Raw genomic sequence first — 483 nt, 5'->3', positions numbered from 1 at the left:
AATCTTTTGGACAAACTAGAAAAAGATATAATTTTGCAATGGCAGTTTATAATGCATTAAGAAAAACAGTAGGATATGAATTAAAGAGGAATATGCCAAATATTCAGGATTAAAGATAGGATTTGTATAAAATGGGATTATTAGTAATTGTAAGGATAAAAGGAACTGTTAAGGCAAATAAAGAAATAAAAGATACATTATATTTGTAAGATTCAGAAGAAATAATTATGCAGTTATAATGAAGGATACAAAAGATATACAGAGGAATGATAAAAAAAGTAGAACCATGGGTTGCATGGGGGGAAATAGATAAGGAAACATTAAAGGAATTATTATTAAAGAGAGGATGATTGGAAGGAAATAAAAGATTAACTGAAGATTATATTAAGCAAACATTTAATATGGATATTGATTCATTTGTTGAAAAATTATTAAATAATGAAATAGATTTAGATTCAATACCAAAAATAAAAAATATATTTA

The 483-nt window shown here is 24.4% G+C and carries 1 protein-coding gene (cut by a window edge); it reads left to right on the top strand.

Annotated features, from left to right (window positions below):
• Positions 1–113, top strand: the final stretch of a protein-coding gene (locus LUA84_RS03740; protein WP_457913300.1) for a hypothetical protein. It extends 187 nt beyond the left edge of the window; only the last 113 of its 300 coding nucleotides appear in the window; the start codon falls outside the window, past its left edge; the stop codon is at positions 111–113.
• Positions 114–483: the final 370 nt, after the last annotated feature.

It is taken from the genome of Candidatus Nanopusillus massiliensis (genome assembly GCF_920984865.1).
Note: the sequence above shows the minus strand (reverse complement) of the source record. Positions and strands in the feature narration are given on the sequence as shown.